The 13,089-nt window shown below is 68.6% G+C and carries 15 protein-coding genes; 1 reads left to right on the forward strand and 14 read right to left on the reverse strand.

The annotated features are described in order from the left end of the window. Nucleotides 1–18: 18 nt before the first annotated feature. Nucleotides 19–1,149 carry a glutamine-hydrolyzing carbamoyl-phosphate synthase small subunit gene (gene carA, locus AC36XV_RS07420; protein ID WP_492203042.1) on the reverse strand — a complete coding sequence of 377 codons (1,131 nt, stop codon included), beginning with the start codon at nucleotides 1,147–1,149 and terminating at the stop codon, nucleotides 19–21. Between carA and AC36XV_RS07425 the strand changes: the two genes are divergently transcribed. Further along, on the forward strand, nucleotides 1,135–1,797 hold the full coding sequence (locus tag AC36XV_RS07425; protein ID WP_492203043.1) for a ribonuclease H family protein: 663 nt from the start codon (nucleotides 1,135–1,137) through the stop codon (nucleotides 1,795–1,797). The two genes, carA and AC36XV_RS07425, sit on opposite strands and share 15 nt — an antisense overlap. A 6-nt stretch (nucleotides 1,798–1,803) precedes the next feature. On the opposite strand, the gene secG is transcribed toward AC36XV_RS07425, so the two are convergent. The 13 genes from secG to AC36XV_RS07490 form a co-directional block, all read right to left on the reverse strand. Next, nucleotides 1,804–2,220: a preprotein translocase subunit SecG gene (gene secG / locus AC36XV_RS07430; protein ID WP_492203044.1), complete on the reverse strand. Its 417-nt coding sequence runs from the start codon at nucleotides 2,218–2,220 to the stop codon at nucleotides 1,804–1,806. A 140-nt stretch (nucleotides 2,221–2,360) separates the two neighbouring features. Next, nucleotides 2,361–3,107 carry a triose-phosphate isomerase gene (tpiA, locus tag AC36XV_RS07435; protein WP_492203045.1) on the reverse strand — a complete coding sequence of 249 codons (747 nt, stop codon included), beginning with the start codon at nucleotides 3,105–3,107 and terminating at the stop codon, nucleotides 2,361–2,363. A gap of 16 nt (nucleotides 3,108–3,123) precedes the next feature. Then, the gene (locus tag AC36XV_RS07440; RefSeq protein ID WP_492203046.1) at nucleotides 3,124–4,329 is read right to left on the reverse strand and encodes a phosphoglycerate kinase; all 1,206 of its coding nucleotides are present in this window, start codon (nucleotides 4,327–4,329) and stop codon (nucleotides 3,124–3,126) included. 14 nt (nucleotides 4,330–4,343) lie between these two features. Next, nucleotides 4,344–5,354 (reverse strand): type I glyceraldehyde-3-phosphate dehydrogenase, encoded by a 1,011-nt coding sequence (gene gap / locus AC36XV_RS07445; protein WP_492203047.1) that lies wholly within the window; start codon nucleotides 5,352–5,354, stop codon nucleotides 4,344–4,346. A gap of 85 nt (nucleotides 5,355–5,439) precedes the next feature. Beyond that, a complete protein-coding gene (locus tag AC36XV_RS07450) occupies nucleotides 5,440–6,207 on the reverse strand; it encodes a double zinc ribbon domain-containing protein (RefSeq protein WP_492203057.1) in 768 nt (255 codons plus the stop codon). Between the two features lie 2 nt (nucleotides 6,208–6,209). Next, the gene (locus AC36XV_RS07455) at nucleotides 6,210–7,106 is read right to left on the reverse strand and encodes a shikimate dehydrogenase family protein (protein WP_492203048.1); all 897 of its coding nucleotides are present in this window, start codon (nucleotides 7,104–7,106) and stop codon (nucleotides 6,210–6,212) included. After that, nucleotides 7,103–7,564 carry an arsenate reductase/protein-tyrosine-phosphatase family protein gene (locus AC36XV_RS07460; RefSeq protein WP_492203049.1) on the reverse strand — a complete coding sequence of 154 codons (462 nt, stop codon included), beginning with the start codon at nucleotides 7,562–7,564 and terminating at the stop codon, nucleotides 7,103–7,105. The genes AC36XV_RS07455 and AC36XV_RS07460 overlap by 4 nt, the downstream gene beginning before the upstream one ends. Further along, complete coding sequence (locus AC36XV_RS07465; protein ID WP_492203050.1) at nucleotides 7,561–8,205, reverse strand: L-threonylcarbamoyladenylate synthase; 645 nt, start codon at nucleotides 8,203–8,205, stop codon at nucleotides 7,561–7,563. Before AC36XV_RS07465 ends, AC36XV_RS07460 begins: the two co-directional genes overlap by 4 nt. Further along, nucleotides 8,202–8,903: a 2-C-methyl-D-erythritol 4-phosphate cytidylyltransferase gene (ispD, locus tag AC36XV_RS07470; RefSeq protein WP_492203051.1), complete on the reverse strand. Its 702-nt coding sequence runs from the start codon at nucleotides 8,901–8,903 to the stop codon at nucleotides 8,202–8,204. The genes AC36XV_RS07465 and ispD overlap by 4 nt, the downstream gene beginning before the upstream one ends. Next, on the reverse strand, nucleotides 8,900–10,261 hold the full coding sequence (gene radA / locus AC36XV_RS07475) for a DNA repair protein RadA (RefSeq protein ID WP_492203052.1): 1,362 nt from the start codon (nucleotides 10,259–10,261) through the stop codon (nucleotides 8,900–8,902). The genes ispD and radA overlap by 4 nt, the downstream gene beginning before the upstream one ends. 81 nt (nucleotides 10,262–10,342) lie before the next feature. Next, nucleotides 10,343–11,740 (reverse strand): replicative DNA helicase, encoded by a 1,398-nt coding sequence (gene dnaB / locus AC36XV_RS07480; protein WP_492203053.1) that lies wholly within the window; start codon nucleotides 11,738–11,740, stop codon nucleotides 10,343–10,345. After that, on the reverse strand, nucleotides 11,733–12,599 hold the full coding sequence (locus AC36XV_RS07485; protein ID WP_492203054.1) for a uracil-DNA glycosylase: 867 nt from the start codon (nucleotides 12,597–12,599) through the stop codon (nucleotides 11,733–11,735). Before AC36XV_RS07485 ends, dnaB begins: the two co-directional genes overlap by 8 nt. After that, nucleotides 12,596–13,089 (reverse strand): phosphopantothenoylcysteine decarboxylase domain-containing protein (locus AC36XV_RS07490; protein ID WP_492203055.1); only part of this gene is annotated, 494 nt, incomplete at its 5' end. The genes AC36XV_RS07490 and AC36XV_RS07485, both read right to left, overlap by 4 nt.

A 13,089-nucleotide genomic window follows, 5' to 3' on the forward strand; every position in this document is an offset into this window, starting at 1 on the left:
GTGGAGGAGGAAACACTGTCAACCGGTTGCAGCAGCGGCAGTTGCACCCATCGAATCGACGAACTGTCGAAACAGGTACCGACTGTCGTGCGGGCCCGGGGCTCCCTCGGGGTGGTATTGCACTGCGAACACCGGCCGGGACGTATGGGAAAGGCCTTCCACCGTGCCGTCGTTGAGGTTCCGGTGCGTGACCCTGAGGTCCGGCGCGCCGGCGGCGAACCCGTCCGTCTCCGCGACCGCAAACCCGTGATTCTGCGAGGTGATCTCGACCGATCCGGTATCCAGATTCCGAACCGGGTGGTTTCCGCCCCGGTGGCCGTAGGGAAGCTTGAAGGTCTGGCCGCCGAAGGCGCGCGCAATCAGCTGACAGCCGAGACAGATGCCGAACACGGGCAACCCGGCATCGCTGAGAGCCAGAATCATCTCGGCCGCTCCGGGAACGGCGGCCGGATCCCCCGGCCCGTTCGACACGAACACGCCGATCGGCCCCCGCTCCAGCAGCTCATCGACGCGGCTGGAGGCCGGTAGGACTTCGACCCGGTAGCCCTCGGCGGCAATGAGGTCGAGACTGCGACGCTTCACCCCGTAGTCCAGGCAGATCACCACTCCCTTCTCTCGACCTTCGGCGGCCACCGTGTAGGGCTCCGTGGTCGATACCTCGCTGGCGAGGTCGCAGCCCTGCATCCGCGGATGCGCGTTCAGCAGGGCCTCCGCTTCCCCGGTGGACAGGGATGCTGGCGCGATCAGGCATCGCATGGCACCGCGCTCACGCACATGCCTCGTGATCGCCCGGGTATCGGCTCCCGTGAGCACGGTGATTCCGTGCTTCGCGAAGTACGCGCTCAGGTCTTCCGTCGCTCGCCACCCGCTTGACCTTCGCGACAGTTCACGAACCACGAATCCCGATACCCACGGTCTCGGCGCCTGCTCGTCGGCCGGCGTCACGCCGTAATTCCCGATCATCGGCGCGGTCATCACCACGACCTGGCCGGCGAAGGACGGGTCGGTGAGGACTTCCTGGTAGCCCGACAGATTGGTGGTGAACACCAGTTCGCCGGCGACCGTCTCCCGGGCCCCCGCGAGGCGACCGCTCCAGCGTCTTCCGTCTTCGAGCAGGAGGTAACCGTCGGGATCTTGCGTCAGCACCACTCCGCCATCCATTTCCTGTTCATGACCAGAGATCGCGAATCCACCGCGTCACCCGAACTCATCTATATCTACGCCGACGAATCCTGTCTGGGCAACCAGAGGCAAGATCGCGCCCGGCCCGGCGCCGCCGCCGGTCTCCTGGAGCGCTTTGACTCCCGGAAGGGCTGGTATCGAAGAGACTTCGCCCATTTCGACCCGGACACCACCAACAACCGGATGGCGCTGACCTCGGGGATCGTCGGCCTCTCGGTGCTCCGCCGGCCGTGCGACGTCGTGTTCACCTCCGACAGCCAGTATCTCGTACGAGGCATGAAGGAGTGGGTTCACGGGTGGGCGAGAAAGGGCTGGCGGCGTAAGGGGGGAGCGATCGAGAACCTCGACCTCTGGCGCCGCCTGGTCGAAGCCGCGTCGCGGCATCGGGTCGAGTGGCGCTGGGTGCGGGGCCACGCCGATCACCCGAAGAACGAGTATGCGAACGACCTCGCCGTCCGAACCGCGAGGAGCCGGTCGGCGAGCCGCACGTTGACCGAGTCGGGCTTCGAGGCATGGCTGGCGGATCAGGTGGACCGCGGCCGTTTCCTCGACTACCTCGACCTGCCACCGGAATCGGACTTTAAGCCGGACCCCGCCGTCACGACGGGGACCTGACCCCGGTCAGCCTCCCTCGGGCTCGTCGCCTCCACCGGCTGCGCCCGGCTGCGCCTCGCCTTGCGGCGCTTCCATGGGAACCGGCGGCGCCGCGGACGGATTGCCTTCCTCCGTGTCGAGGATGGATGCGGGAGGAGCCGCCGGCTGCCCGAATTCCTCTCTCAGGATCGACTCGGGCGGCGCCGAGCTGCGCGCCGCCAGGACCGCCAGGAGCATGGCGATCGCGAGGTAGGCTCCACCGCCGATCCAGGTCGCCCTCGTCAGGAAGTTGGCTGCCTGCCTGCCTCCCATGAATGAATCCGTCGAGGACGATGCCCCGCCGAATTCCGCGGCCAGTCCACCACCCTTCCCCGACTGAAGCAGGATGATGAGGATCAGCAGCAGCGCGATGATGCTGACGACCACGATCAGTAGCGTATACATTCCACCCCTTCCATGCGTGACAAAAAAGATGCGGGCCTCACGACTCGGCCCGCACCTCCGCGAAGTTAGAGCGGTTGAACGGCGACGTCAACGGTCCGTCGTCCGGCGCTCATCGGCCCAGGCTCCGCCCTTCCTGCCCCTCAGCCGCCCGCCGCGCAGATGGCGGCGAAGCTCTCCGGATCGAGGCTCGCTCCTCCGACGAGAACGCCATCGACGCCGGTCGCGGCGAGGAGCTCCTCGATGTTGGCGGGCTTCACGCTTCCGCCATACAGCACGATCGCGTCCGGCGAGCCTCCTCCGGACTCGATCACCCGCCGGGCGATTCCGTGGGCCTCCGCCGCGTCGCCGGGCGACGCCGTCCGACCGGTTCCGATGGCCCAGACGGGCTCGTAGGCGTAGACGAGTTGCGCCCGGGCATCGGGAGCGAGTCCCGCGAGAACGGTGCCCAGCTGCCGGGAGAGAACTTCCTCGAGACGTCCGGCCTCTCTCTCCTCCAGCGTCTCCCCCACGCAGAGGACCGGATGAAGGTCCTGATCGAGGATCCTCCTGAGTTTGCTCAGCACCCGCGCGTCATCGTCCCCGAACTCCCGCCTGCGCTCGGAGTGACCCGCGAGTGCCCAGCGGGCGCCCGCCTGGCGGGCCATGGCCGCAGAGATCGCACCCGTGTGGGCTCCGGCTTCCTCCTGGTGCACGTCCTGCACCCCGATCTCGAGGTCCGGGCGGTCGGCGGAAGCTTCCCGGAAGGCGGCGACGCTGAGCGACGGCGGGAAGAAAACGACCCGCGCGTCCGGGCGGGGAACGTGGAGAGCCACGAATCGCTCGACGAACGACCTCGTGTCGACCGGACCGAGGTGCATCTTCCAGTTTGCGGCGAAGAACGGTTTCACGGTTGTCTGCCTTCCCTCATTCCGTGGTCGGGTCGAGCGCCTCGATCCCGGGCAGCGACCCCTCGGCCAGGTACTCGAGGGATGCTCCACCGCCCGTGGAGACGTGCGATACCGCGTCGGCCAGACCCGCCTGCCGGATCGCCGCTGCCGAATCGCCTCCACCCACCACGGTGAAGCCTCCCGCGGCCGTGCACTCGGCCGTGGCCCGGGCGACCGCGACCGTGCCGGCGTCGAAGCCCGGCTTCTCGAACAGTCCCATGGGACCGTTCCAGAACACGGTACCCGCCCCGCGCACCGCCTGCGCGTACTCGTCCCGGGTCTCCGGTCCGATATCCAGAGCGGCCATGCCTTCGGGAATCGCATCGGAGCGCACGACGCGGGCCCCGTCCGCATCCGGCGCCGCGGGATCGGCGACGACCAGGTCCGTCGGCAGACGCAGCGTCTCTCCTCCGGCCTCGAGGAAGCGCGTCGCCTGGTCGAGAGCGCTCTCCTCGACGAGCGAGCTGCCCGTGCCTGCCCCGGAGGCCCGCAGGAAGGTGTTCGCCATGGCGCCCCCAATCAGGATCGCGTCCGCTTCGTCGAGGAAAGCCTCGAGCAATCCTATCTTGTCGCCGATCTTCGCCCCACCCAGGATCACGATGAACGGCCGGCGTCGTGCGCTTCTCAGTTCCGACAGGCACTCCAGTTCCTTCCGCACCAGCAGCCCCGCCACGGCCGGTCGGAGATGATCGGCCACACCCACCACGGACGCGTGCGCCCGGTGAGTGCTTCCGAATGCATCGTTCACGAACAGGTCTCCGAGACGCGCCAGCCGGACCGCGAGATCCGGATCGTTCTTCGTCTCGCCCGGCAGAAACCGGGTGTTCTCCAGCAGGAGGATCTCTCCCGGAGCCAGCGCTTCGCTGGCCTCGACCGCCTCCGTCGTATCGGTCGCGGCCACGAATCGGACGGGCCGCCCGATCTCCGCCGCGAGGACGGCTGCCACCGGGGCCAGGGACATCGATGGAACGACCTCGCCCTTCGGCCGACCGAGGTGAGAAAGGAGAACCGGACGTCCTCCCTTCTCGAGCACGTACTGCAGCGACGGCAGGGTGGCGCGCACCCGCGTCGGGTCCGCCACCGACCCATCGTCAGCCAGCGGAACGTTGTAGTCGACTCGGAACAGAACTCGACGCCCGTCGAGCTCCGACCGGGAGAGATCCCTGAGGCTCCTCCTGCGCACCTGGACCTCCCCGATCAGAGACTCTTGCCGAGGTGCCGGACGAGATCGACGCAACGCACGGAGTATCCCCATTCGTTGTCGTACCACGAGATCACCTTGACCAGCCGCCCGCCGATGACCGACGTGGACAGCGCGTCGATGATCGAGCTGTGCGGGTTCCCGACGTAGTCGATCGACACCAGCGGCCGCTCCTCGTACGCGAGAATCCCGTTGAGGCCTCCTTCCGCCGCCCTGCGATAGGCGTCGTTGACCTCCTCCACGGAGGTGTCACGGCTCACGTTCGCTACGAGATCGACGATCGAGACGTCGGGCGTCGGAACGCGCATTGCCATGCCGTCGATCCTCCCGGCGACCTCGGGGATCACCAGGCCGGTGGCCTTCGCGGCTCCCGTGGTCGTGGGAATGATGGACACGGCGGCGGCCCTGGCCCTTCGGAGATCCTTGTGCGGCAGATCCAGGATGCGCTGGTCGTTCGTGTAACTGTGGACGGTCGTCATCAGGCCGCTCTCGAACCCGAACTCGTCCACCAGGACTTTCACCGCGGGCGCGACGCAGTTGGTCGTGCAGCTGGCGTTCGAGATGATGTGGTGCTCAGCGGGATCGTAATCGGCGTCGTTCACTCCGAGCACCACGGTCACGTCGGGATCGGGAGCCGGAGCCGTGATCACGACCTTCTTCGCTCCGGCCTCGAGGTGCTTCGAGGCTTCGGCCCGCTTGCGGAACAGGCCCGTCGCCTCGAACACGACGTCCACCCCGAGGTCCTGCCATGGGAGCCCGGCAGGGTCCCGAACGGAGAGGACATCGAACCGCTCTCCGTCGATCACCAGAGAATTCCCGTCCACGTCGACCTCGCCGTCGTACACGCCGTGAACGGAGTCGTACTTGAACAGGTGCCCGAGCGTGCCCGCGTCGGTGAGGTCGTTGATGGCGACGAGATCGAGCTCTCCCATGCCCTGCTTGAGAGCCGCCCGGAGGATGTTTCTTCCGATCCGACCGAAGCCGTTGATCGCGATCTTGACCGACATATGAATTCTCCCGTCTACAGGTGGCGATTTCGAGGAAGTGAAGCTTGCATGGGGCCGCCGCCGCACACAAGGCCCCGGGGACCGCTCAGCCGATCTCGTCCAGAGGATCCGTGCGGGAGAAGCTGACCACCCCGCGGCAGCGGACACCGGCGTTGGCCAGTGCCTCCGCACAAGCAGCGGCGGTGGCCCCCGTCGTGATCACGTCGTCGACCAGCAGAGCCCCGGACCGGGCCGCGGCCCCACCGAGTCGATCCCCGGGCAACGACGCTCGGACGGCGAACGCCCGTCGCACCGTCTCGGCGCGCCGCGCGCGACCGAGACGTGCCAGGGGAGGCCCACCGCCCGTCCGGATCAGGAGGGGCTCGGTCGGCCAGCCCGACAGACGGGAGAGGCCGAGAGCGAGAAGCTCCGCCTGGTTGAAGCCTCGCTCTCGCCGTTTGGCTTTCGTGATCGGAACGGGCACCAGGACCGGGGCACCGCGGCCGGCTACCCTGCGCGCGGCGGGAAGCATCCGTTCGGCCATCGGACCGGCCAGTGCGGTCCATCCCCGGTACTTGAGCCCCCGCACCACGTCCGCCGCCGTTCCCGCATGCAGGCAGGCGGACCCGGCTCTCGGAAGCGCCTGCGGCCAGGGGTGGCATGCCGAGCAACCCTCCGGTGTCGGCCCCGGGATGATCCGGGTGAGTCCGCAGCGCGGACACCATGGACCGGGCACCGGGTGAATCCTCGCTGCACAGACCGGGCAGATGGGCTCTTCGGGTGAAGGGACGGCCACGCCGCATGCCGCACATGCGCCAGGCAGAAGCGCGTCGAAGAAGGAGGCAACGGCCGCCCGCCAACCCGCCGTGCGCACCCTCAAGGAACTGCCCGTCGGTCTCCCTCCGCCGCTTCCTTCTCGCCGGAGCCGGGGTCCTCGAGCGCACGTCGAACCGCCTCGTGCAGGATCGGGATCAGGCGGGGACGATCACCCGGATCCATGCCCCACCGTTCGAGGCTGTACGCTGCCTGGTGAACGAGCATGGCCCGACCGTCCTCCGCCGGGATCCCGAGCTCACTAGCCCGCCGAGTCCACGGAGTCCCTTCCGGGCCGTACACGAGGTCCAGGGCGGCCCCGCACCGGGCCTGCTCGAGGTCCACCGGGAGCGGGTCCGCCCGGCTCAGACCGAGACGGGTGGCGTTCACCACGAGATCGAAGGATCGGTCCAGCTGCCGCGACATGGGCTGTACCCGGGCCCACTCCCCCAGCTCGAGTTCCTCGAGGAGGCGCTTCGCCCGGCTCGCGCTCCGGTTGCGGATCTCCAGGGAGGCGACCCCGGCTTCGGCACACGCGACCGCGACCGCCCGCGCGGCACCACCGGCTCCGAGAAGCAGAACTTCGGCGCCCTCGAGGCGTCCTCCTTCGAACCCGGCGCTCGCGGCAAGGAAACCGCGCACGTCCGTGTTGTCGCCGATCAGACGACCGTCGTCGAGCCAGAAGCAGTTGCAGGCTCCGGTCGCTTCCACCGCGGGCAGCCGGAAGTCGAGCGCGGCGGCGGCCACACCCTTGTGCGGCAGCGTCACGTTCCCTCCTCCCGAGGAAGCCAGATCGCGCATCACGCGAGGGACGGCGGCTCGATCTGTTGCCGGGACTCGAACGGCGTCATATCGGGCCGGGATTCCGAGAACACGAAACGCCGCCGCGTAGAGCGACGGAGACACGGAATGGGAGACCGGATCTCCGAGCAGGGCGAAGCGCCGCTGCGCCCCGGTCACGAGCCCTCCAGTCCGTCCAGCAGGTGCGAGATACAGATCTCGATGGTCCGGGCGGCATCCTCGTACTCCGAGGCATCACCACCAAAGGGATCCGCGACACCGGTTCCGCGCTGCGGGTGTCCGGTGGGCAGAAAGTCGGTCAGCAGGTGAGCCCTCCGCTCCGTGCCCGGCTGATCCAGCAGTACCCGCAGGTGCGCGCGGCTCATGGCGATCAGAAGATCCGCTTCCTCCACGGCGTCCCGGGCGAGCGGCCGAGACTGATGGAAGGCCAGGTCCGCGCCCCTCCGCCTTGCCGCTGCCACCGCGCCCGCTGAGGCAGGCGCTCCCTCGACCGCGAACGTCCCGGCCGAAGCCACCTTCAGGTCGAGCCCGCGCCGCTCGGCTTCCTGCCGGGTCAGAACCTCCGCGAGCGGGCTGCGGCAGGTGTTTCCCGAACAGACGAAAAGTACGGACGTCACGTCGTCTCCCCCGAAGCGAGACAGGCTTCGATGGCCTCGGGGGAAACGGCGCCGGCTCGCAAAATGACCGGTACCTCCTCGGTCAGAGCGACGAGGGTGGAGGGAGGAGGTCCCGGAAGCGTCCCCGCTTCCATGAGCAGCACCCGGCGCCCGATTCGCGGCATCGCAGACAGGACCCGGCGCGCCTCCGCGGTCGTCCGGGCCGGGGCCTCTCCGGACAGGTTGAGGCTGGTCGAGCCGATGATTCCACCCCAGGCGTGAAGGACCTGTCGCGTCGCCGGATGGCCCTCTACTCGCACCGCCACGCTTCCGCCGCTTCGGAGAGGAAGAACGAGAGTCAGGGGGCCGGGCCAGAAGAACGCGGCCAGCCGACCCGCGACCGGACTCCATTCTGCCTCTGGCAAATTCGCCGTCAGCGCCGACGTCGAACCCGCGATTCGCAGCACCGGGGCCCCACCTCGTCCCTTGAGACGAGCCAGATCTGCATCGACGTCCCCGGTGGCCTCCCCCCCGATCCCGTAGACGGTCTCCGTCGGATGCGCCAGCACCCCGCCGGCCCGCAGCACCTCGACCGCGAGGCTGACGGCCGTCCCGCCCTCGCCTTCTCCGGCAGGTGCCTCGCAGGTCTCGAAGACCGTCACGCCGTCCCTCCGCCCGGAGCGACGAACGGCACTCGACCGGATGCTATCAGCCACTCGGCGAGAGCCAGGTCATCCGGCGTCGTGATCTTCAGGTTCCACGGATCGCCCTCCACGACGGCCACCGGGCGGCCGGCTCGCTCGCAGAGGGTCGCGTCGTCCGATGCGGGGGCCGGGTCGAAAGCCGTCCCGGCGTGGAGCTCCCGAATCAGATCGGCCGCGAAGCCCTGCGGGGTCTGGGCCCGCTTCAGCTCGACGCGGTCGACGGTCTCGACGACACGACCGTCCCGCACCCGCTTGATCGTGTCGACCACGGAAGCCACCGGAACGGCGGCTCCGGTCGCGGCAGCAGCCGAAATCACCCGGGTGATCAAATCGGGAGACACGAACGGGCGGGCTGCGTCGTGGATCAGGATGCACTCGGCCTCCCGACCGGCTGCGGCCGTGCCGGCTGCCGCGCTCGCCCGACGCGTCTCCCCGCCCCGGCATGTCCGGATCGGAGTGCCTGGCCCCAGATGCTCCATGGCATCCGCATGATCGGGCGGAAGCACGAGGACCACTTCCGCGATCTGCGGGTGGGCGCAGAAGGTATCGAGACTCCACCGGACCACGGGGCGCCCGGCCAGCGGCATGAACTGCTTCGGCGACCCGAAGCGCCGGCCCCGGCCCGCGGCTACGACGACGGCCGTCACGCGAATCATCCGGCCGCCTCCGAACGGAGCAGCTCGGCGACATCCGTCACGTGACGCGCGACGCGTATCCGATCGGCCCCGTCTCCCGGATCCACCTCCATGCCTGCCGGCACCACGACGCGCTGCAAGCCCGCGTCGAGAGCCGCGCGCAGCCTCGCCTCGGAATGGGAGACGGCGCGAACCTCTCCGCCGAGTCCTACCTCGCCGAAGAACCCGGTGCCGGGGCCGAAGGGACGGTCGACGCCCGCGGACATCAGGGCCGCGATCACCGCCAGGTCGGAGGCCGGATCCCCCATCCGAAGCCCTCCGACGACGTTCACGAAGACGTCCTGCTCACCCAGCGCCTGGCCTGCCCGCTTCTCGAGGACGGCGAGCAGGATGGAGAGCCTTCGAGAGGACAGTCCCGTGCACACCCGCTGAGGAGATGAAAACCTCGCCCGGGCCACGAGAGCCTGGACCTCGGCCAGGATCGGACGACTCCCTTGCAGCGGGACGGTGATGGCCGCTCCGCTCGTCTCCGCACCGCCGGGGGTAAGGAAGAAGGTCGAGGGATCGGCGACGGGCACGAGACCGGCGCGGCTCATACGGAACGCCGCGAGCTCGTCGACGCTACCGAACCGGTTCTTGGAGCCGCGGAGAATCCGGTGCTCGCCCGAGCGCTGGCCTTCGAAGTGGAGAACCACGTCCACGAGGTGCTCGAGGGTTCGCGGACCCGCGAGCACGCCCCCCTTCGTCACGTGTCCGACGAGCAGACAAGCCGCACCGGCTTCCTTGGCCTCCCTGTGCAGGATGGCTGCCGCCTCGCGAACCTGAGCCACGCCGCCCGGCGCGGTCGCGCTCTGTCCCGACGCGATCGTCTGTATCGAGTCCACGCAAAGCAGCGAGGGTCGGGATCTCCGCAGGGCTTCGACCACCTCTTCCACTACGTGGGTGGAGAGGAAGTCGACTTCGGCGCCCGTGCCGAGGCGCTCTGCCCGCATCGCCACCTGCTCGGTCGACTCCTCGCCGGAAGCGTAGAGGACGGAGTCTCCGGCGGCGGCGAGTCGGCCCGCGAGCTGCAGGAGCAGGGTGGACTTTCCGATTCCGGGCGCTCCACCCAGCAGGATGACCGTTCCCGGAACGATACCCCCTCCGAGAACCCGGTCCACGTCGCCGAAGCCGGTGCGAATCCGCTCGACCCTCGCACCCCCGACGCGACCCAGGGGTTCCACGCGTGGGAGGGGCGCGCCGGCGGCATGGCCCCGGCCCGACCCCCGCTGGCTCTCGGTCAGGGAGTTCCAGGCCGCACAGGTCGGGCACCGGCCCTCCCAGCGCACCGTTTCCGCTCCGCATTCCCGGCACACGAAGGCCGTCTTCGCTCGACTCATCGTCCACACCCTCTCACGTCCGTGCCCCGGCCGATCCCAGCGTAGCCCTCGACTCTCAACATCGGCTCAAGCCGCCGGAAATCAGTGGTGCAGGTCGGTATCACGGGTGCGCGATTCGAACAGCGTGTAGTTCTTGTGGAAGTACAGATTGATGGAGCCGGTCGGCCCGTTTCGCTGCTTGCCGACGATCAGCTCGGCCTGCCCCTCGAGGGATTCCCCCGAGTCGTCGATCAAGTCGTCCGGGCGACGGTACACTTCCTCCCGGTAGACGAAGAGCACGAGATCGGCATCCTGCTCGATCGCTCCGGATTCCCGGAGGTCCGCGAGCACCGGACGCTTGTCGGTGCGCTGTTCCGGCGCACGGGACAGCTGAGACAGAGCCACCACGGGGACGTTCAGCTCCTTGGACACGGCCTTCAGGGCTCTCGATATGGCGCTGATCTCCTGCTGCCGGTTGTCCGCGTTCAGGGGACCGGTCATCAGCTGCAGGTAGTCGACGATGATCAGGCCCAGGTCCACCTCCGAGGCGAGCCGGCGCGCCTTGGCCCGAAGCTCGAGCGCCGTGATCGCCGGCGTGTCGTCGATCCAGATCGGGGCCGTGTTCAGGTGCCCGGCTGCGGTCGCGAGGCGAGCATACTCGTCGTCCTGAAGGCGCCCGCGGCGAAGGCGCCCCGAGTCCACCCGCCCCTCGGAACACAACAGGCGCTGAACGAGCGATTCCTTGGACATCTCGAGAGAGAAGACGGCCACCGGGACTTCCTTGTCGATCGCCGCGTGCTGCGCGAAGTTCATGGCGAGCGCCGTCTTCCCCATCGACGGCCTGCCCGCCACGATGATCAGGTCTCCCTTCTGAAAGCCCGCCGTCAGGTTGTCGAGGTCGGCGAAGCCGCTCGCGACGCCGGTGACCGCCCCGGGGCTGCTCTGCAGCTCCTCGATACGCTCGAAGGTCGGCCACAGGATCTCCTTGATCCAAACGAAGCCCTGACGCTGCGAGGCCTGAGCGATCTGGAAGATTTTCTGTTCCGCCCGGTCCAGCGTGTCGTCGACCTCTCCGGCCGGCGCGTCGTACGCCTCTCGAACGATGTCCGTCGCGGACTCGATCAGCTGCCTGAGGACCGACTTGTCCCTCAGGATCCGGCAGTGGTACTCGATGTTCGCCGCCGTCGGCACCGCATCGACGAGACGCGCCAGGTAGGCCATTCCACCCGCGCCCTCGAGCTCTCCGGCCGACTTCAGCTCGTCGGAGAGAGTCACCACGTCGATCACTTCGCCCCGCGAATACAACCTCACCATGGCACGGAAGATTCGCCGGTTCGCCTCCCGATAGAACGAGCCGTCCCCGACCATCTCGATGGCCCGGGCGACCGCGTCGGCATCGATGAGCATGGCCGACAGGACCGAGATCTCGGCCTCCTCCGACCATGGGACCTGCCGGCCCGACACCGAACCTTCGACCGAAATGAGCGATGGCTCAGCCATCGTCGCCTCCCAGGATCAGCTGACCTCCCTCGGGCTCCCCACCGCTCGCATCCCCAACGTCGCGCGGCGGGGCCGATGTCGCCGGCGGCTCCGGCGCTTCCGGCCGGCGATCGCCATCGACGATCTTCCTCGCCAGCTGCAGATCGCGCCACGTCGGACGAGTCCACGACGGGTTCCTGAGCAACGCCGCAGGATGATAGGTCACCACGAGCGGATGTCCACGATACATGTGGGTCCGGCCGCGCAGGTGTCGGAGGGAGTCCCTGACTCCGAGCAACGTCTGTGCGGCGAAGGTCCCGAACGCGACGATGACGGTCGGCTGAACCAGCTCGACCTGCCGGAGCAGGAACGGAGAGCAGGTCTCGATTTCATCCGACTGCGGGTTGCGGTTTCCGGGCGGTCGGCATTTCAGAACGTTGCAGATGAACACTTCTTCGCGCGGGAACCCCACGCTCAGCAGGAGACGATCCAGCAGCTTGCCGGCCCGACCCACGAAGGGCAGCCCGGTCCGGTCCTCGTTCGCTCCCGGGGCCTCCCCGACGCACAAGAGCCTCGCGTCGGCGGACCCATCGGCGAACACGACGTGGGTACGGGTCCTGTGCAGGTCGCAGCGGGTGCACCCGTCCGCCACGGACCGGAGCCGCTCCATGTCCTCGAGGGCGAGGATCTGATCGCGGGTCGCCGTGCGCGAGAGCTCCTCCAGCCCCGGCCCGGCACCCGGCGGGAGAGTATCCCGCGTCGCACCGCGAATGGCATCCATGGCGCGTCGACGCTGACCGGGCGGAACGAACCACTCCGGCTCCCCGAGCGCTTCCCGACCCTGCAGCCAGCTGCGGATCGCCCTCCCCTTCTCCGTCACGGAATTCGCCTCTCCAGCCGATCGAGAAGCCTCTCGGCCACGGCCGGCTTCGGCATCAACGGGATCTCCTCGATCACGCCCTCCGCAGCGATGAGGGTCAGCTGATTCGTTTCGCTCTCCGGTCCGCGATCCTCGCGGCCCGCCTCGTTCACCGCCATCAGGTCGACGCCCTTCTCCTTCAGCTTCCGGCTCGCCGCCTCTACCGCGTCCTCCGTTTCGAGGGCGAAGCCGACGGTGAACACACCGAGCTCCTCCCGCAGCGCACGGGTCGAAGCCAGAAGGTCGGGACCTGCCTCGAGGCTCAGCTCCAGGGAGCGCACTTCCGCGCGCTTGATCTTGACGGCGGACGGGCTGGCGACCCGGTAGTCGGATACCGCCGCGGCCATGATCAGCACGTCGGCGCCCTCCAGCTCCCGAACCAGGGCCTCTCCCATCTCGTCGCTCGTCTCCACCCTGATGCAGCGCGCCCCGAACGGCGGATCGACCGAGA

It is taken from the genome of Candidatus Benthicola sp. (genome assembly GCF_058719085.1).

Bases quoted from the DNA above. Each gene is read 5' to 3' on its own strand.
- secG (WP_492203044.1), bottom strand. From the start codon at position 2,220: ATGTATACGCTACTGATCGTGGTCGTCAGCATCATCGCGCTGCTGCTG.
- gap (WP_492203047.1), bottom strand. From the start codon at position 5,354: ATGTCGGTCAAGATCGCGATCAACGGCTTCGGTCGGATCGGAAGAAAC.
- ispD (WP_492203051.1), bottom strand. From the start codon at position 8,903: ATGATTCGCGTGACGGCCGTCGTCGTAGCCGCGGGCCGGGGCCGGCGC.
- radA (WP_492203052.1), bottom strand. From the start codon at position 10,261: ATGAGTCGAGCGAAGACGGCCTTCGTGTGCCGGGAATGCGGAGCGGAA.
- dnaB (WP_492203053.1), bottom strand. From the start codon at position 11,740: ATGGCTGAGCCATCGCTCATTTCGGTCGAAGGTTCGGTGTCGGGCCGG.